Here is an 18,359-nt window from a genome sequence, read left to right as displayed (position 1 = left end):
CGGCCGCCTGCCCCGTCAGATGCGGTGCTGGTCGTCATCAGGCCAGAGCTCGGCGACCTCGTCGGCGACCGCGGCGAACGGCGCTATGAGCGTTTCGGTCTGGGCCATCGCGAGCCGGCGGGCTTCCGCCGCGGCCTCGGTGACGGCTCGACTGATGTCGGCCGCCGGACGCCGGCACGCACCCACCGCGAACCGCAGGTCGACCAGCACACCGGTGGCGTCGACAGTCGCCTCTGCCAGCCGGTCGCAGGAGGCCGCCGTCATTCTGATACCCGCCACCTGTGCGGTGATATCGCCGGGCCGGGCCTGCTCGAAGGTTTGCATGGCCCGGTCGAACCGTCGTCGCAGCTCATCATTGGCTGAACGCAGTTGCTCCCTCTCTCGCTGATCCATAGGCACTCGCTAGGGAGTGGATTGTGCAACCGATTCGCCGCTGGGATCTTCCGGCCGCGACGCGTGTACCAGTAGTTCCCGCAGCGCCCACGCCGGCGCTACCGCACCGGCCGCATGCAACTCCACCTCCGTGAATGCTTCGATCAATGCTCGTTCGGGCGCCAGCTGCCCGCGCTGGAAACAGCTGCCACACAACTGATTACGCCAGGCCTTATAGCTGCTGACCACCACGGCGAGCGTGTCCTGGCGGCGGGCCGGAGCGAGCGTGCTCCAATGCTCGGCGATCAGCGCCCGCTGCCCCCGTGCCCGGGCAGCGAAATCACCTGCGACGTCCAAGCAGGCGCCGAGTTCGCGAATGATCGACGAATACACCGGCCGCTCATCCGAACCCCGCACCAGGTGCCCGGATGCCGTTGCGGCCGAAATGGTTTCCGCGAAGTCGACAGGATTCAGCGCGGCGTCCTTACTGAACACGAGCCACGACACGTAACGGTGTCCGGTGGCATCATCGCGGCTTGGCACAATCCGCGACCAGGTGCCCGGGATTGTCTGTTCGATCGCGATGCCGCGCAGGTCGATCTGCGGATATTTCGGCTTGACGTCCTCGATCGCCGCCGCGATCTCGGCGACCGTGTGCTCGTCGAGACCGGGGCCGTCGAACCCCTTGACCGCAAGCCCGTGTCGCTGGGCGAGAGCACGCGCGACCTTCGCGTTCGCAGCCGATGGTTTAGGTCCAGTGTCCTTGTCGTCCTTGGGTTTCGGCGGTTCAGCCCGGCGCGGCGGGGCACCGGGCGGCGCCTGCTGCGGTACCTGCTGCTGCGCGGGCGGCGCGGCCCCTCTCGGTGCCGCGTTCGGGGGAGTGCCCGACGCGGCGGGCGGCGCGAGACTTGACCATGGTGAGTTCGGTCGGCTTCCGCCGGGTGCAGCCTGCTGAGGACCAGGGGCCACCGGGTTGCCTGGCTTCGGTGCGGTCCATTTGGGGTATGCGGGCTGTGTCGGGCCGACGGACCTGCCGGGTCCGCCGTTGCGTCGATCCGCGGCCGGATTCGCCGCACCTGGCTGGGTGCCGGAGTTCCCTACCGGGTTGCCCGAGTCACTCGCCCGAGACGCCGGGGGCGGTTGGCTACCTGCCTGGCGAGCGGCATCCGCCGCCGGATTCGCCTGCGGCACACTCGCTGCCGGAGCTGCCGGCACCGACGGCGACTCGGCCGGCATCGACGGCGATACCGCTGGCGACACCGACCTGTCCGCCGCACCGGGATCGGCATACCCCGGTGTACCGGCCACCGTCTGGCCGGCTCCCCCGGGCCAACTCAAAGGACGTGGCCAACTCAACGGACGTGATTGCCGCGTGCTTTCCTCGTCCGCGCGAGTGACCTCGTCAGCGATCTCGGCGTCACCGGTCTCGAACGCGTCAGCGGCCTCGGCGACGCTGCGGCTGAACTCCCGTTCTTGCTGGATCAGATCCTGCAGGTTTCGCATGACCTGCTCGTTCTCGCCCACGTAATTCTCGGCGAACGCCTGCCCCGGGTCGTCCTCCCCCCACGAGCGGTCCGTGGCAGCCAGTGCGCTGGTCAACCAGCTGTGTGTGCCGGCAGCCTCGTCACCGATGGCCGTCAATGCCTGTGCTTGGCTGCGCAACCAAACCGGATCGATGCGCAGCTCGTCTGCCATGGCTCCTCGATTTCTACGCGCGCCCGGTCGGTGTCGAGATCCCATCGTAGTGAACAGAATCCGGATCGCTCACCGACTCGTTCTCACCCCTGGGAAGCTGCGACGATGGAGAAACAGCTCGGCTAGAAGGAGCCGTCATGACTACACCGGACATCCCCGGACGCAGCGCTGGTGGTTCCCTTCGCCGACTGCACGTCGAAGGCGCGGGCGCACACCTGAAACGTTCCGAACCGACCCTGCCGCTCGGTGCCGAGCTGATCACCGCACTTCGCGACGAGGCGAATGCCCCGCACCCGATCATCGGCTGGGTTCGCGAACTCGCCGCGCTGCACCAGCAGTCCGCGGACACCCTGGTCGACGTCATCGAAACAACCCGGCATCGGGCCACCATCATTCACGCCATCGACCTGTGGACCCAGCAGCGCCTGCCGCAGCACCGCCACGGCGCCAGCCTGCACACCGAAACCCTCGGTTCGGTCATCGACCGGATCGCTGCGGCGTGGGTTAACGCCCGCCGAGCACTGGCCACCCTGGACGCGCGCGACCCGGACCTGCACACCGCCTGGCACCACGTCGCCCAACTCTGCGACGCCTACACCGACCTGATCACCGAGGTGCACGCCGGCCGCCGCCGGCTACCGGTCACCGCCCCGCCCGCCGTCAGCGTCTGGTGAGCGATTCGGTTTAGGGCACGCTCGGGCCTTAGCGGCCCTCCCGCGTGAGCCTTCACCACCGCCCTGAAGGGCGGCGCACTGGCCCACACCCGGTAGCGCCCTCGCTCATGTCCCACCTATCCGGCCGGCCCCAGCGACCGACGCCACCCACCTTGTCGATGCCGCCGAACGTGGTTGCGTGCCTGTTCCCAGCAACGGGAACGCCGGAGACGGCAGTACCGGTACCGTCGACGCGAGCCCTTCAGATCCCCTCATCCTGAAGGTCTTCCGAAGGCAGCGGTCGGTGGCATGGCCGCCACCGATCGCTGCCGGAACGGTACGCCTGACCGTTCACATCACCCGAATGACGACAGCGTTACGTGGCATATCCGAGTACTTCACAGTCGAACCCGTATACGGCGCTTCGATCACCTTGCCGCCACCGGCCGCCAACTGCACATGCTCGGGACCTCGGTGGCTCCACGAATCACCGGGGAACACCAGATCTCCGGGCCGCACATCGTTCGGATGCACTCGGTATCCGCTGTAGATCTGTTCATAGGTGGTGCGAGGCAAAGTCACCTCGCCATTGGTGGCCTGGGCGACGGCGTACTGGGTGAGCCCTGAGCAATCGAAACCGCCGCCGCTCGGACCGGCCGCGCCGCCACCACCCCACACGTACGGTGTGCCGAGCCAGCCGCTGGCCGCCGCTGCCGCGTGGCCGCCGAGCGTCCCGTCCGAGGCCTGCGGCATCCTCGGCTGCGGACTCGGGCGCGGATTCGAGCGCACACCGGCCGGTGCGGACGCGGGCACGGGCACGGACACGCGGCGGCGGAGCCTGCGGCCACGCGACCGCGACACCGGCTGGTCGGTAGGCGGAGGGCGTCGGCGGGGCGGCACGACCGGCGGGATGATCTGCGCCGCCTGCTTGCGTACCGCGTCGACATCGGCGTTGACCTGCCTGGTCGCGTTGGTGATGCTGCGCTGCGCGGTATCCAGCAAGGCAGGACCGCTGAACCTGGTATCGCCGATCGAGGCGATCGCCTGGATCCGGGACCGGAAGTCGGCGAGCTGATTCGACAACTGCTGCCGGCCGTTGAGCGTGCCGTCACCGGAGGTGGCGACCGTGGTGTGCACGCCGCCGTCTCGCTGGGACTGGGATTCGGCGGTAGCGGTGTGCACGCCGAGCGTGTCGGCATATCCGGTGACCCCGGCCGCGTTGTGCGCGCGCATAGTGGCGGCGATATCGCGCATCATCACGGCCGACTGGCCGGACGCGGGCTGGCCGTCGCCGTATAGTGCACTCAGCGAGCGCAGGATGTCATCGACCTGTGTTGTCAATTCCGACTCCATTCGACCGATTCACCCACCGCCCACTCGTTTCCGCGCACCCCTGACTCATTGTCTGCCCTTCCCACAATCGAGAACAGCAGACAATGAACGAGATTACCGAGAGAGGCGGTTCCAGCGCATGGCAGCAGTCCTGACCAGCAAGCAGATCGAGGCGAAATCCGCGACAGCGGCAACCGGCGAGGACAAGAATTACTGGACCGTCGAGCTCGTCCGCCCCAAGGGCGCCTCACCCGGCCTGCTCGCGTTCATCTCGTTCACTGAGACCGCTATACAGTCGGCGGTCAATCTGCTCGGCATCGGAACCACCAGCCCGCCCCCGAATGTCGACGATCTGGTGCAGCCGGTCCAGTACGAGAACCTCGGCAAAAGCGCGGCCAGCGAGGACTACCAGGAAACGCTGGCCCTGGTCGAAGCCCGGCAGAGCGCGCTGATACGGGCCGACAGGAACGTCGTCGACGTCTCGAAATACGTGTCCGACGAAGACGATATGACGCTGAAGGCCATCAAGCACATCGTCTCCGAACTCAACACCACCAAACTCGCTGGCCCCCAACTGATCCGAGACTCCGATGGCAACCTCACGGGAAAAACGGAGCTGGAGGTGCTGGGGCATCTCGCGGAAGCGATCGAAGCTGTCTACCTCAAGGTGACAGTCGTCGCGACCGAGAACGCGAAGGTCGCCGGTGAGGACGGCAGCGACGACGACGGCAAGGGCAGCGGCGGAGGCGGCGACACTGCCGATGGTGCAGGCGGAGGCGGCGGCGGTGACGGCTTGGCAGGGTTGCTCCCGATCCTGGCCATGCTGCCGATGGCCGCCATGCCGCTGATCAGCAGCTTGGCGCCGGAACTGATGGACCGGGTGTTCGGCGAGGACGAACCCTCCGAGGAGGACTCCGAGAAGAAGGACAAAACAGAACCCTCCGCGAAGGAGGATTCGCCAGACTCCTCCGGTGACGACAAGGCCGAAGACCAGAACGGTGATGACGACAAGGCCGAAGGCCAGGACGGCAAGGAGGCCGAGCCCGCTCAGCCCGCACCCATCCTGCCGCAATTACTCGACGAATTGGCCGGCCATGTGGGTCTGACCTGACCCTTGCCGACGATCTGATGCGGCAAAATCGCTGGTAACAAACGGGTTTCCCTGGTGCGTTACCGCTGCGACCGCTCGGCGGCCGATTCCGTCTTGTCGTGTTCGGCCGCGATGCGACGTAGCCGATCCGGTTCGACCTCGAAGTAACCAGGCATCTGCTCGGTCGGCCCTTTCCCACGACGTGCCGGATGGGTTCATCGTCCCTGATCCTCAACCATGGGGAACATGATCGGGCGGTACAGGCTCTTCGTTCGGGTGTGTTATCGCTGCGTTTCTGGTGTGGGTACCTCCGGTACCGGAGGCGCAGTGTCGCTGGGCGCGGTAACCACCGGCGGGTTCGGAACCTGCGCACCAGCAGCCGGCGCACCCGGAACACCGGTGGCCGCAACCGCGCTGGTGGAATCGATCCCCGACGGATGGAAGAACCCGACGAAATCACCGAATCCACCCCGCCCATCCTCCGGCGGATTATGCGGATCCAACGGCACCACCTGGCCGTTCACAATCATCTGCAACCCCCCAGCATCGGTATTCACCACCAATGCCGACCGATCCGTCCACTGCACCACATCACCGGTCTGCGGAGTGCTCACCTGCGTCCACGGGCTCGACGACGACGCCTGCCCAGCGGTTCCCTCATACGCGGCCCGCGGATCGGAGCCGTTCGGATTATGCAGCTCGGCATTCACCGCCTGAGCCACCACCGACGACGTCTTCAACTCCGACCCGTCCGGCAACTTCACATCCACCATTCCCCCGGCAGGCGTCACCACCGGCGGCGGTACACCGACGTCCCCCGGCGCCGTCACACTCGGCAGCTGCTGCCCAGCGGGCACCGTATTAACAACCTCGGGCACGGCCGGACTCTCAAACCGACGCGGATCATCACGCGGATCCCGCTCCAACCGCGGAACACTATTACCCATATTAGGACTATTACCCATCATCCCCGACTGCAGCAAAGACGGAATAATAGACCCCAACCCACCCAAAGGATCCGTAGAGCCCCCACCATTATTATTGTTCGCGGCCGGGACAACAGCATTACCGCCATTGTCACCATTGTCGCTGTTTTCACCGTCCTGCCCACCCAAATATTCGGACCGCCACGCCCCGAGCGCATCCTCGAACATCTGATCCCTGGACGCCGCACCCTCCGCGGAATCATCGGCACCCTCAGCCCCGTCCTCAGCGCCGGCACCGTCAACTCCGTCGTCAGCGGTGTCACCTATCACATCGTCGAACAAACCCTCTACACCGTCCACCCCCTCACCCTCGAACGGGTCGTCGTTGTTGGTGCCGTCGTTGTTGGTGTCGTCATAGTTGGTGTCGTCATAGTTGGTGTCGTCATAGTTGGTGTCGTCGTTGTTGGTGTCGTCGTTGTTGGTGTCGTCGTTGTTGGTGTCGTCGTTGTTGGTGTCGTCGTTGTTGGTGTCGTCTTCATTGTCATCATCTATTCGACCAGCGATGCCCTGAAATTCCGCTTCCGCTTTCGTGTATTCAGAGTCGAAATCCTCGGAAGCGGTGATGATAGCTGAGACGTAAATAGCTTGTTCAATATCGGGATGCAACTCGAATCGAGGGCTTCCTCCCTCATCCTCGACCAATTCATAGAGGACATCCGTATAAGTTTTACTGGCCGCCGCCGGAGAATGGTTACGTACCATATTTCCATCATCATCTTCGCTGATGCTGTAGCCTTCGGTCTCTGCATAGTATTCGAGGAGATCCATCTTTTCTTCGAGCGTGCCCGCCAGATCATTCTTGATCCGTCTAAGGTTTTCGAGTATTTCCACTTGCCTAGGGGTCAGGTCATCGACATCGATCTCGACGCTATTATTCTTATCGTCAAACAATTCCTGCCGACTATCCAGCCGGACAGTCAGCGTCTCATGCTCCCCGGTCGTACTCGAAATATTCCGGATGTCCGTCCACCCCTGCGCGGTCCCGATATCTTCGAGGACGCTCGTAAAATCCGGTGCCGCTTCCGGGTTGCCGACGCCGATCGAATCGAATCCCTCCTGCATGGTGTCCTTGGTGTCGACGATCAAACCTGCCAAGTCCGGACTGGCGCCACGGGGAATAGGCAGCCGCACCCACTCCAGAACATCGCCCTCCGGACGCAGCCCATCCATGTAGCCGTACTCACCCCAGAGTTCATCCAGGTCGGCCAAACCGATATCTTCACTTTCCTGCCGGTCATCGGGGTCGACCATGATGGTTTGGCTGCCGTTACCCTCGGACGCGTACGCCTCACCGTCACCGGTCACGCGATAGTCGACGTCATACGACGAAGGCCATGTCTCAATCGCTATATGATGGTCGCCCACCACCCGGTAGAGAGTCAGTTCCCCGTCGATTTTATCTTGAGCGTAATAGAACCCCTCATCGGGTTTAACATCGTAACGGTCCCGTTCACGTTCACCGTCGCTGTTGTAAACGGTGTATTTGTCGCCCATGCCCTCTCCTCGCTAATCGGTGCGCGGCAGCGCTGCCCATCCGGGGTGCGCGCCCGGTGATTGCCATCGGCGAAGACTTCCTCAACGCGCCGCACAAGTACCGAGCATCGGCCCAGTCCTGCTACCCGCTGCGGATGTCGAAGCCTGCCGCTAGTGGTTCCACCGGCACATCGCTGTCCGCACGCGCTTTCCCTGCGACAGACAATCCGGCGGCGGCGGGTGTTCTGTCCGAGCCGGGGGGCACCACGGACACGGCCAGAGTGTCGATGAACGCGGGATGCTTGACGATTTGCTCATGTGCGTAGAGCTGGTCCCGCAGCTTCCGGTAGCCGGGTTCCCCGTCCAGCAGCAGCACCAGTTCGGTGCAGCGGCGTTCGAAAACCAGTGACCGCACTGCACTTTCGTCGCCAGCCACAAGGCCGGTTCGGTGCGATGCCGTGCCCGCCCGGTGGGCCGCGATCAAGGAAGCGAGTGCACTGTCGGCTTGCCGCAGCCCACTCCACCACGAGCTCGGCGGCGACTGCCCCGACTCCAGCGTGGCCAGAATCCGATCCCGCAGTTGTTCGACAGCAGCCGCTGCCAGCGGCGTAGCGCCAGCTCGCCGCACACGCCGATGGGCGTCGGCGGCCAGTTCCAACCCCTGGGCCGAACGCGCGACACGCGGTACAACAGCCGCCTGGTGCAGTGCTTCAGTAGATCCGGCCAGGCCCAGCCGATCGACGGTATAGGGGCTGGGAACTCGGAGATCCATGTCGCCACCGGGTGCGACCCGCTCCTCGACGGCCACCGAGGCGATGGTCTCGCGCAGCCGTGGATCGATCCGCCCGGACGTGACCAGTGCCGTAAGCCGGGCATTCGCGTGCACTCCCCAGATATCAGCGAACTCCACCAGGATCCGAGCCGGATCAGCACAACGTTCCCAGCTGTCCTGCTCCGACACCCGAATGCCCACCCTGTCGTCCCGTATCCAGGGCGTGGACACTTTCCGCGGAAGATATAAACCGGGTGGCAACCAGCCTCGGCCCTCGTTCGTGGTCAGAAACAGCGCCGCACCAGCCGGATTGCGCAGCACCCCGGCCGACCACTGCACGGTGGAGGCGGTCGACCCGACTGCGTACAAGACCGCAGCCAGCAACGAACGCGCGGCGGCCAGATCGTGTGTGTCGGGCGCTGCGGTCGCCGCTGGGCTGGGCCGCTGGTCACCATCGGCCATCCGAGCCGGTCCTATGAACGCGGGAAGCGCGGCCGCCCCGGTGGGCGACTCGGCACCGAGAATGACACCCCCGGCCGGCGGCGACGACGGGCCGCCGGCCAGACCAGGAGGGATGACCGCCATCGGCAGCGGCGTGGCAACCTCGGCGGGATCGCCAACCGAAGGTGGTGTCCACCCGCCGGAACTGTCGTCTTCACCGATCAGGATGTCTTCCGTCCGAGTACTGTCACCGACGCCCGAAAAGCGCTCGGCCCCATCATCCACCTGGGCATCCGAACCGTTGAGCGGATGGGGAACAGTCGGCGGGACCGCCCCGGCCAAGACCGGATCGGTGTCCTCCCGGTTATCCGGATTCCCCCTCGCCGACTCCGGACTGGTTCTAGTAGGAGTGTTCGTCGCAGGGCCGATCGAGCCGGGCACCCACCCACCTGCAGGAGTGGTCGTCGCGGGTACCGGCCCACCTGTGCTCGAATAATCGAAATCGCGCCCCCGATCACCGATGTCCCGACCGAATTCGAGATCCCGCGCCTCCAAGATATTCGCCGACTCCAGCAGCGCATCACGGGTGCGCTCATGGTGATCGGCCTGACGTTCCGCCCGCCGATGGCGCCGGTCGAAGTAGTCTGTCAGCGCCGCGCGGACGGGTTCGGCGATCGTTCCGTTCTCGGATCGGAACCGAGCGAGCCAATCGTGCGGAATCTTGCCCCATTCCCGGATTCGGGCGGCCGCATGATCATGCCGGTCGGCCATCGCGCGAAGGCTGTCCGGATCGACCTCGATACGGTCGGCCATGCTGTTCGACTCCCTCCGCCGACATCCCTGCCCTTCATTCTCGGTCGTTCCCAAAGTTGGGAATCTCGCGGTTCGAGCCGGGCCGAGCACGCCATTCCCGCATGATCTCCCCGAGTGGCCGGCGCCGAGTTGCCTCGTCGTTCATGGCAATTCGGTACTGCTGCCGTGCGTCCTGGGTGCTCTCGAGAATGGCGGCCATGATCTCGGCCACCAGTTCCTGATCATCGAAACGCGTACACGTTCCCGGTGCCAGGTACAGGTTCAGCAAATGCCCCTTGGCGTTCACCTCAGGAATCACCGCGCCGCTCGGGGAGGGGCGTCGCGCCACAATGCGATCGGGTCGTTCGCGTACCTCGGCCGCACGGTGGCGCAACGCTCGAATCATCGCCTGTGTGGCACGCACATGAGGGTGGGTCTCTCGCATGGAATCTCGCTTGCTCGCGTCTCGCTGGTGACCGTCATCCGTTCCTGGCGGCTCCGCCGCCACGCCCGGTCTCCGGCGCGATCACGGTGGGCGGCACAGCTGCTCCAGTGGGCGGCGCGGCGACCCCAGCCGTTTCGAGTGGCACGCCGGCCGTGACAACGGTCCGCGCCGAATCCGCATCGGGGGCAACGAGATCGGCCTCCGACACCAGCACCTCCTCCCGGGCCGCCGTATCGATCTCCGGCGCCACCACCGTCTCCGGTGCCGCGCTGTACAGCGGATGCCCCATGATCTGCACGTGCGCGTACACCGCGTCGCGGAGGTCTTGGCGAGTCACGTCCTCCGCCAACAGCATCAGCAGTTCGTCGCAGCGGCGTTCGAATACCAGGGCGCGCAGTGTTTCGGCGTGGTCGTCGAGGCGGAGGTCGCCGAGGTCGACGCGGCGCACATCGACCCGTCGCGACAGCATGGTCGCGGCCAGCAGGTCGTCGGCGTCACGCAGCTCATCCCACCAGTCCCGCGGTATCTGCCGGCCTTGCTGCAGTTCGGTGAGGATGTTGTCGCGCAGTCGGCGCACCACCGCGGCCTCCGGTGTCGCCGCCGTGGTGTGCCCGATCCGGGTGTTCGCGTCCGCCGCCAGCCCGAAGGCACGGTCGCGGAGTTTGTCGTCCGCGACGGCGGCCACTTTGTCCTGCAGGTTCGGCCAGCCGGCCAAGGCGAGACGGTCGACGGTGTCGTCGGTGGGCACACTCAGATCCACGTCATCGGTGGGCGGCACCGCCGACTGCATGGACACGTCACCGAAGCGAGCCTGAATGGCCGGATCGATGTCGGTGGAGGAGACCAGCGCGGTCAACCGCACCCCGGACCTCGGTCCGGCCATCATCGCGAACTCGGCGAGCACCCGTGCGGGATCGGTGATCCCCTCCCATGCGGCATCCGTGCCCTCGACAGTCCACGGCACGGTGGTGCCTTCGGGGAGATACACCCCGGCCGGCAACCAGCCGCGACCCTCATTGGAGGTGACCAGCACCATGGCGCCGCCGGGACCGCGCAGCACCGACACCGCCCACTGCAAACCGACCGCCGCCGAACCGACCGCCGACAGGATCCCGCCGAGCAGGGTGCGGGCCAAGATCAGATCGTCATCCGGCGCGTCACCGACCACGAAGTTCGGCTCGGCGGCCTTATCGCGAGCGTTGTTGAGCGCGTTGGCGAATGGCGCCATCGGCGTCATCGGCGGCGTGCCATCGCCACCCGAGGTGGTTCCACCGCCGGCCGGTGCGCCGGAAACGACGGGCGGGACCATCGGGGGAGGCATCATAGGACCGGCAGGGGGCGCTGAACCGGCTGGTGGCCCGGCCGGCGGGGTGCCGGCAGCCGAACCGGCGGTGGATGCCGGATCGGTCGGCGCCACTGCGGCCACGGGGCCTGTGGGTGATGCGGCGGCAGCAGCGGCAGGGGTGGACGACGCACCCGGCTGCGCCGCGTCGGGGGCAGCTGCGCCGCCAGTCGGGACCGCGGCGTTACCGAGGCCATTGTTCACCGGCGAACTGACCGAACCGGATTCGCCCGCGCCGGCGGTGGTCAACGGCGTCGTCGCCGCAGGCACGGTACCGGGGGTGGTGGCGCCGGGCGCGGTAGCGACGGGACTCGGGGCGGTACCCGCCGAATCCGGGTCGCCGGCCTGCTGGACCTGGCGGGCGATATCGGCATCGGTCTGCTCATAGGCGTCAGCGGCGGCACGCAATGCCGCCGCGGTCTGCTGATGCTGGCCGGCCAGCCGTTTACCCGCACGTTCGCGCGCGTCGTAGTACCGCTCCAAGGCGGTGTACACCGGATAGGCGATCTTGCCGTAGGTGGGCAGGAAGTTGTCGAGCCATTCCCGAGGTGGACGCGCCCACTCCAAGGTGTCGGCGGCGACCCGGTCATGTTGATCGGCGAGGGGACGCAACGCCTGCGGGTCGATCTCCATCCAATCGGACATGCCAGACTAGTCCTCTCCACAACCGTTGTCCCACCATTGTCAGGTGTTCCCAGAGGTGGGGATGCGCCGGAATTCCGTCGTCCTACATGTCGGAAGGATTTCTGCCGCAACGTTTCCGGCTACAGAGCTGGTGCGGCCCCTCCTCGGGCTGAGCGGCGGAAGCTGGATCACAGTGGCGCTGATCCGCGCTCTACCGCCGCCGCAACACCGACATTGTGGTGCGGCGGAGGTCGGGGGCGGTTGGTGCGCTAGATGCCGCGTCCAGAGATGTTCGATGGAAACTCTCCCGTCATCCCGGCGTGCGTTCGGCCGGGATCCACGTCCTGATCAGCGGTGGATTCCGGCCAAAAGCACGCCGGAATGACGGGGGAAAGCACGCCGGAATGACGGGGGCAAGCGCGGCGGAATGACGGGAGTTAGATTTCTGTTGCGAGGTTTCCCGGACGCGGCGCTGGCCCGTCGGTCTATCGCTGCGGCAAGTCGGAGATGGTGGTGCGGCGGGGGTCGGGGGTGCTGGGGTCGGCTGGGGTGGGCTGGCTGGGTGGGTGCGGGTGGGCTGCTATTTGCGCGTGCGCGTATAGAGCGTCGCGTAGGAGTTGGCGAGGGGCTGCTGTCGTAGCGATCGCGTCGGCCAGCAGCAGGAGTAGCTCATCACATCGCCGTTCGAAGACGATCGCGCGTAAGACCGCGGACTCGCGGTCGATCTTCAAACCGCCCAGTTCGATTCGGCCCGCTGTGATGCGGCGGGACAGCATGGCCGCGACCAGTAGGTCGTCCGCGTCGCGGAGTTCGCCCCACAGTTCGGCGGGCACGGGGTCACCACCGCGCAGCAGGGTCAGGACGTGCTGGCGGGTTTCGCGAGCCAGGGACGCTTCGGTGCAGGGGGTGGTGGTAGCGCCGACCCGGGTGTGCGCGTCCCAGGCCAATTCGGTGCAGCGCGCGAACACCTCGGTCGGGACCCTGTTGGCTCGGGCCAGCAGGTCGGGGGATCCGACAGTGCCGAGGCGATCGGTCAGGCCGGGGGCCGGTGTGCGCAGATCCCACCGGTCCGATGGCGGCACCGACGCCGCCATCGGGACCTCGCGCAGTGGTGTGCGGAGGTCGTCGCCGAGGACGGTGGAGGAGGCGAGCGCGGACAGGTGCCCCCCGGACCGTGCGCCCCACGCCGTGCCGAATTCGACCAGGACACGTGCCGGGTCGGCGACCCCCTCCCAGGCCGCGCCGACGCGGTCGGCTTCGGTCCACACCCACGGCAGTGACACTTCCCGCGGCAGGAACAGTCCCGTCGGCAGCCAGCCTCGGCCCTCGTTCGAGGTGACGAAGGCGCTGAGACCGCCGGGGCCACGCAGGGTGGCGACCGCCCAGTCCAAGCCGAGCACGTCCGGCCCGACCGCGGCCAGAATTCCGCCGAGCAGTGTCTGTGCCAAGACGAGATCACCGTCGACCCGGTCACCGACAATGAACGTGGGTGCGGCGGCGGCGCTCATCGCGGCACCGACCACGTCTTCGGCGTTGGGTCTGTCGCTGGTGTGGGCCGGTATCGGTTGATCTGTTCGGGCGTCGCTGCGCTGCGGTGGGCCGGAAGCCGTGGTGTTGCCCAGCGGATTCGCGCCCGGCGCGGGTTTCGGTGTCGCGCCGGGGCCGGCCGCGATCTTCGGCGTGCTGTTGGGCGCCGGGGTTGTCGGCGGAGCCGAGGTCGCCGGCACCGGGGGCGGGGGCGCGACCACCGGCGCCATCACCCCCACGGGCGGCACACCTGAAGAATCAGCTGTGTCGCAGGGGAACTGCTCGCCCGGTTGCTTACCCAGCGCCAGTTCATTGTCCTGCCCCTGCGGGGAGTCAGTGCCTCCGCTGGCGGTGCCTGTGTCGTTTCCGGCCGTGCCTGCGGTGCTCTTGTCGTTTCCGGCTGTGCCGGCATTTTCGTCTCCGGAACCGCTGTTGTGGTCAGCAGCCCCGATGTCGTCCTCGGCGGTACCGCTGTCACCTTCGGATTCGGTGTCCGATGACTCCGCTGGGTCGGTGCTGGACGCCGGGCCGGTCGCCATCGGATGGCGGATTCCCACGGACGACCCCCCGGCACCGGTATCGCCGCCGGCGAATTGTCCTGGCACAGAGGTGAATCCACCGGGCACCCGCCCACCCCCGGGACCGTGCGTACCGGTGTCCTCCCGTGTGTCGGAGCCGTCCGACGTCGGCCCCGCGCCCTCGGAGTCGAGCCCACCCCAGCCCGCCGGCTGCAACGGGAAAGCCGCAAACGGGGCGGCGGCATACGGATTCGGTGATGTCGTCCCTGGATCGGTGCTCGCTGCGACATCGGCGCCCGGATCCAGATAGTCACCCCCATCGATGACCGTGGGATCCTCGTCTGCGAGCGGCGGATTCGGCGCGACCGGACCGGGCTGGCCCAGATACTCGGCGATGGCGGCCAGCTCGGGCAACGAAACCGGGGTAATCGAATTCACCGCTGCGGCAGCGACATCGGCGACATCGGCGCGAGCACCGGAAATCATCGCCGCTACCCGTCGCGCGCGCTCGGCTTCCCGCTCGGCCGCGACGTCGGAATCGGAGTCCTGCTCGGAGTCCTCGGCGGCTTCTTCGGCTGCCGCCACTTCTTCGGCGGCGGCGGCGTTCTCAGCTTGGATGTTCCGGTCGGCCCGGTCGACGATATCGAGGATCTGGTGCCTGGTCCGGTACGTCACGTCCGAAAAGCTGCGCAGCACATCGGCGGTGGCGGCGAGTGCGTCGGCGAACGCCTGTGGATCGCTGTGCTGGGCGATCATCCGATCCTTCACCGACTGCAACCGGCCGCTGGCACGCACCGTCTGGTCGAATCCCTGCTGTGCCTGCGTCGTGTCGCCGGTGTTCAGGGTGGTGGCGGCATCGCGTGCGACCGATTCGAGCGCATTCCAGTCCCCTGGTCCGATCGCGGGCCAATGCCGGCCGACGATGTCCGCCCAGTGCGGACTGTGCTGCTCGGTTGTCACCGCCGCGACCGCTTCCGTCGATTGCCCGGTCCGCCACAGCTTTCCACCACAGTCAGGCGTCCTCGTTACGTATCCGGGTGCCGCCGGCGAGGTCCGCGGCATCCAACTCGGTCACTCCGAAGACGGCGTCGACGAGCACGTCGTCGGCGCGGCCGGTGCTGGCTTGTGCCGCCGCGGTGAAGGTGTCTCTGATCCACTCCAGTTGCCCGGACATCGCGTGGTCGAGGTCCGACTCCGGGCGGGTCTCCAAGCGCAGCGCGTCCGTGCTGCCCTGCGCCGATCCCACGGCGGTGTGCACGGCGGTGGAGAATTTCTCCGCGGCCGAGGTGACCTCGGCCGGTTCATCCATATCGAGCATGATCCCGCGCTCCGTTTCGCTAGTGCCGATTCATCGGTTCGTGCCGAACTCCGCTTCCTCCATCGCCCGGTAGGCGGCCTCGGTGGGCAGGTCGAACGAATCGATGGTGTAGGGGCGGGCGCCCCGGTATTCCATTTCGGCCCGCAAACCGACCCGCGATTTCAGGTGCGCGAGCCGGGCCAGTCGCAGCAGTTCGGTGGCCAGCCAGCTGTCGCCGTTGTCGCGGGCGTCGTCGGTGAGGTGCAGGCCGACGATCTCACCGTCCCGGTTGCAGGCCACGCCCGCGGAGTTGTCCGGGTTGAACACCTCGTAGATGCGGGCCTGCCAGTTCGGGGCCTGCTGATCGTCGTCGTCCGGGTCGAACGGATGGGTGTCGTTCATGAGATGGTGTCCTCCGCCATTCGTGGGTCCAGGGTGGCCGACAGCGCCGACCAGGTGTTGTCGTCGATCCGCAATACCTCACGCAGCTGCCAGAACTGGGCGCCGAGATAGCATTCCGCGGAATCATCGCTGAGCACATCGAGGTGGTTGACGCCCTCGGTCACCGGGTTGAGCGTAACGGTGGTGAGGGGCGGGCGCGCGTCGTCGATATTGAGCAGGGTCGCGCCGCCGCCGGGGATGAAGGTGTGCCGGTAGCGGTCGCTGCCGCCGATCGCGGTGGCCGCACTGTTGGTGGTCACGGTGATATCCGGGTTGAGCATCAGCTGCATAGCCCAGGCGCGGGCCAGCTGTTCGGGATGGTCGGCATTGATCGCCATCTGGAACACGGTCGCCAGGTCGACCACCAGTGCCGCTGTCGCCGTGGTGATTCCGACGACTACCAGGCGTCGCGCGGAATCCGCCGGCGGGGGCAGGTCCTCGACCTCGAACGTGGTCGCGCCAGCACCGGCATCCGGGTACGCGGTGACCGCGCCGGTGTCGACGGAGACGGTGTATGCGGCGATCGGGTTCGGTTGGCGCGCACCGATACCAGCGAGTCGCCGCAATCCTTCTTCATGCAGCCAGCGCACGGTTTCGGGAACTGTCACGGTGTGTTCGGTCACCGCGCTGTCACCTCGGCACCATTGGTCCCTGCCGGCTTGGCGTCTTCGTCGCCCCTGAGTGCCGCCGTGTTCATGACGGCGCGATGTTGACGTGCCGCGTCGGCGGTGTGTTCGGTCATCGCGCTGCTACCTCGGCACCATTGGTCCCTGTCGGCTTCGCGCCTTCTTCGACCCCGGTCGCCGCGGTGTTCATGATGGCGCGATGCTGGCGTGCCGCGTCGGCGGTGCTTTCGGTGATGGCCGCCATGATCTCGCTGACCAGTTCGTCGCTGGTGTAGCGCAGCGTGGTGCCCGGCGCGACATACAGGTCCGTCAGCCGGCCCATGGAATCGACTTCCGGGATGACATCGCCGCCCGGGGAGGGCCTGCGGGCCCGGATCGAGTCGAGACGTTCGCGCATATCGGCGATGCGGTGGCGCAGGGCGCGGGCCGTATCCAGGGCCGCCTGCACGTCGGGATGGATATCGCTCATAGTGTCGGCTCGCTTCGCTGGTTCATGTGTTGCCTCCGGATTGGGCTTGCGACGGATTCGCCGGAGCCGGGGTCGGTGGTGTCACGGTGGGTGCGATCACCGGCCGTTCACCGATCACCGACTCGGTGTGCGGGGTGTCGTCGACATACATCAGCTGGTCCGGGTGCCAAGCGACCACGCGCGCGCGGTCGCCACCACCGCCAGCGCCTCCGGCTCCGGGGGCACCCATGCCACCCATCGGCATCATCGGCATCATGCCGCCGCGCCCCATCGGCATCCCGGACGACGACCCGGCCGATCCGGCTGCCTGGACGACCGGAACCCGCGGGGTGCCGGTACCGGCGTTGGACGCGGCGGGTGCCGCGCTCATCGGCATCGGCCCCAACGCGTACTGCGAATTCGACAGTGACGGCGCGCCGCCCGGCGCGGATCCGGGGATGCCCGGCGTGCCGCCGTAGTCGAGGAAACTGGGGTAATCGTCGTAATAGTCATCGTATTGAGGTTCGGTGAGCTGCTGCTCGACCATCGACCCGCCCTGAGCCAGCGCTGACATCAGCGTGGGCAGCAGCGACTGCAACATGGACGCGTCGCCCTCGGAATCTCCTGCCTCGGCAGCGGCCTGCGAAGCGGCCGCACTGCTTTCGAAACTGCCGAGGGATTCGGCCGAACGCAGGTTCTTTTCCTCATAGTCCGCCATCGCCGCCGCGATGGCGGACTCATCCTTCGACCGGATCGCCGACACCAGTCGCTTGCGCGCGGCGAGGATCTCCCCCGGTGTGGGATGTTTGTCCTTCGCTATCTGGAACGCCCCACTGTAGGCATCGACCTGGCCGGCCAGCCGGTCCATTCCCCGCCCGATACTGTCCAGCCAGCCCTTGTAGTGCCCCAGTTGACTCGCTGCTTGGGAACCGACCGGAGTCCAGCCGGTCAGCACGTCGACGGCGGCACTCACTCGACGGCCGGCGTCGGCGGAGGGACCGGCGTTGAAGGCGCGCACCGAATCGGCGAACCGCGTCGGGGCCGCCGAGCCGGGGCCGGTGTACAGCTGTTGGGCGAGCGCCAGTGGATCGGCCGCCGCACTCGGATCCGGGAACGTCATCATCGGCGCGACACGTTCCGGTAGACCCTCGAGCAATCCGGCCGGGTTCACGACCCACTCACCCGACGACCCGTCGATGCGCGCCGCATTGGCCGAATCCGAGTCCGCGTACTGCACCGCCGCCTCACCGACATCGTAGGCGAGACGCGCCAGCACGCTCAGCAGCCCCTGCATCCCGTTGAACAACTGTGCCGCTTGCGAATTCAGCAGCGGAACCAGCTGCGCCGACACCGGGTCGGCACCGGCCGGGGTCACCCACTCCGCCGGCATCTGGGCACCGGTCGCGCGCACCATGTCGGCGAGATCGGCTGCCGCGGCGACCAATTCGGCCGGATCAACATCGAGGTCCATGCGCCCGTCCTCTC

Annotated in this window: 16 protein-coding genes; 2 read left to right on the top strand and 14 right to left on the bottom strand. The window is 66.9% G+C overall.

The genetic code is table 11. From position 1 onward, the window contains the following. Nucleotides 1-15: 15 nt before the first annotated feature. Nucleotides 16-393: a hypothetical protein gene (locus tag NU1_RS29330; RefSeq protein ID WP_067526551.1), complete on the bottom strand. Its 378-nt coding sequence runs from the start codon at nucleotides 391-393 to the stop codon at nucleotides 16-18. Between the two features lie 9 nt (nucleotides 394-402). Further along, nucleotides 403-2,067, bottom strand: coding sequence for a hypothetical protein (locus tag NU1_RS29325; RefSeq protein ID WP_067526549.1), 1,665 nt, complete (start codon nucleotides 2,065-2,067; stop codon nucleotides 403-405). A 137-nt stretch (nucleotides 2,068-2,204) separates the two neighbouring features. Between NU1_RS29325 and NU1_RS29320 the strand changes: the two genes are divergently transcribed. Further along, nucleotides 2,205-2,741 carry a DUF4254 domain-containing protein gene (locus NU1_RS29320; RefSeq protein ID WP_084521909.1) on the top strand — a complete coding sequence of 179 codons (537 nt, stop codon included), beginning with the start codon at nucleotides 2,205-2,207 and terminating at the stop codon, nucleotides 2,739-2,741. A gap of 330 nt (nucleotides 2,742-3,071) precedes the next feature. Here the strand turns inward: NU1_RS29320 and NU1_RS29315 are convergent, their stop codons facing one another. Beyond that, on the bottom strand, nucleotides 3,072-4,061 hold the full coding sequence (locus NU1_RS29315; protein ID WP_245720371.1) for a C40 family peptidase: 990 nt from the start codon (nucleotides 4,059-4,061) through the stop codon (nucleotides 3,072-3,074). A gap of 130 nt (nucleotides 4,062-4,191) precedes the next feature. On the opposite strand from NU1_RS29315, the gene NU1_RS29310 reads away from it, so the two are divergent. Next, nucleotides 4,192-5,163: a hypothetical protein gene (locus tag NU1_RS29310; protein WP_067526545.1), complete on the top strand. Its 972-nt coding sequence runs from the start codon at nucleotides 4,192-4,194 to the stop codon at nucleotides 5,161-5,163. Between the two features lie 260 nt (nucleotides 5,164-5,423). On the opposite strand, the gene NU1_RS41870 is transcribed toward NU1_RS29310, so the two are convergent. The 11 genes from NU1_RS41870 to NU1_RS29260 form a co-directional block, all read right to left on the bottom strand. Beyond that, nucleotides 5,424-7,622, bottom strand: a complete 2,199-nt coding sequence (locus NU1_RS41870; protein WP_067526543.1) for a hypothetical protein — start codon at nucleotides 7,620-7,622, stop codon at nucleotides 5,424-5,426. A 121-nt stretch (nucleotides 7,623-7,743) separates the two neighbouring features. After that, a complete protein-coding gene (locus NU1_RS29300; RefSeq protein WP_067526541.1) occupies nucleotides 7,744-9,627 on the bottom strand; it encodes a type VII secretion target in 1,884 nt (627 codons plus the stop codon). Between the two features lie 34 nt (nucleotides 9,628-9,661). After that, the gene (locus NU1_RS29295; protein ID WP_174565948.1) at nucleotides 9,662-10,051 is read right to left on the bottom strand and encodes a hypothetical protein; all 390 of its coding nucleotides are present in this window, start codon (nucleotides 10,049-10,051) and stop codon (nucleotides 9,662-9,664) included. A gap of 34 nt (nucleotides 10,052-10,085) precedes the next feature. Beyond that, a complete protein-coding gene (locus NU1_RS29290) occupies nucleotides 10,086-12,038 on the bottom strand; it encodes a type VII secretion target (protein ID WP_084521906.1) in 1,953 nt (650 codons plus the stop codon). 464 nt (nucleotides 12,039-12,502) lie between these two features. Beyond that, nucleotides 12,503-15,022: a hypothetical protein gene (locus NU1_RS29285; RefSeq protein ID WP_067526534.1), complete on the bottom strand. Its 2,520-nt coding sequence runs from the start codon at nucleotides 15,020-15,022 to the stop codon at nucleotides 12,503-12,505. A 52-nt stretch (nucleotides 15,023-15,074) separates the two neighbouring features. Continuing rightward, on the bottom strand, nucleotides 15,075-15,371 hold the full coding sequence (locus NU1_RS29280; protein ID WP_169815162.1) for a hypothetical protein: 297 nt from the start codon (nucleotides 15,369-15,371) through the stop codon (nucleotides 15,075-15,077). A 39-nt stretch (nucleotides 15,372-15,410) separates the two neighbouring features. Then, the gene (locus tag NU1_RS29275; protein WP_067526530.1) at nucleotides 15,411-15,761 is read right to left on the bottom strand and encodes a hypothetical protein; all 351 of its coding nucleotides are present in this window, start codon (nucleotides 15,759-15,761) and stop codon (nucleotides 15,411-15,413) included. Next, nucleotides 15,758-16,423, bottom strand: a complete 666-nt coding sequence (locus NU1_RS29270) for a hypothetical protein (RefSeq protein ID WP_067526528.1) — start codon at nucleotides 16,421-16,423, stop codon at nucleotides 15,758-15,760. The genes NU1_RS29275 and NU1_RS29270 overlap by 4 nt, the downstream gene beginning before the upstream one ends. After that, complete coding sequence (locus tag NU1_RS43865) at nucleotides 16,420-16,542, bottom strand: hypothetical protein (protein ID WP_281221276.1); 123 nt, start codon at nucleotides 16,540-16,542, stop codon at nucleotides 16,420-16,422. The genes NU1_RS29270 and NU1_RS43865 overlap by 4 nt, the downstream gene beginning before the upstream one ends. Then, nucleotides 16,539-16,895, bottom strand: coding sequence for a YbaB/EbfC family nucleoid-associated protein (locus NU1_RS29265; RefSeq protein ID WP_067526526.1), 357 nt, complete (start codon nucleotides 16,893-16,895; stop codon nucleotides 16,539-16,541). The genes NU1_RS43865 and NU1_RS29265 overlap by 4 nt, the downstream gene beginning before the upstream one ends. Before the next feature lie 22 nt (nucleotides 16,896-16,917). Continuing rightward, nucleotides 16,918-18,345: a PPE domain-containing protein gene (locus tag NU1_RS29260; protein ID WP_067526524.1), complete on the bottom strand. Its 1,428-nt coding sequence runs from the start codon at nucleotides 18,343-18,345 to the stop codon at nucleotides 16,918-16,920. Nucleotides 18,346-18,359 lie beyond the last annotated feature (14 nt).

It is taken from the genome of Nocardia uniformis NBRC 13702 (assembly GCF_001613345.1).
Classification (GTDB): Bacteria; Actinomycetota; Actinomycetes; order Mycobacteriales; family Mycobacteriaceae; genus Nocardia; species Nocardia uniformis.
The sequence above is the reverse complement of the archived record's forward strand: the minus strand, read 5'-3'. Positions and strand labels throughout refer to the sequence as shown.